Annotated in this window: 1 protein-coding gene; it reads right to left on the reverse strand. The window is 71.3% G+C overall.

Annotation, left to right across the window (positions count from 1 at the left end):
• Positions 1-279 (reverse strand): CoA-transferase (locus tag ACLJNW_RS24600; protein WP_410961271.1); only part of this gene is annotated, 279 nt, incomplete at both ends.

The raw sequence follows: 279 nt of genomic DNA on the forward strand, positions 1-279 counted from the left end.
CGGTGACGATGCAGCGCTTCGCCGCCAGGGCCGCTTCCTTCTGCACGCCGAGGATGCCCCAGAGCAGCACGTTGCCCTTGCGGTCGGCCTTCTGCGCGTGGATCACGCTGACGTCCGGACGCACCGAGGGCACCGCCGCCAGCACTTCGCCGGTGAACGGGCAGGTGACGCTGCGGATCAGCGGGTTGACCTTCGGCAGGTCGGAGCCGGCGTAGGCGCGCAGCACTGCGAAGGGCAGCCCGGAGGCGCCGGCGACATAGGCGTTGGCGAGGTCGGCGT

Origin of the sequence: Salmonella sp. SAL4457, assembly GCF_046548235.1 — a bacterium.
In the GTDB taxonomy this organism is placed as follows: Bacteria; Pseudomonadota; Gammaproteobacteria; order Enterobacterales; family Enterobacteriaceae; genus Salmonella; species Salmonella enterica.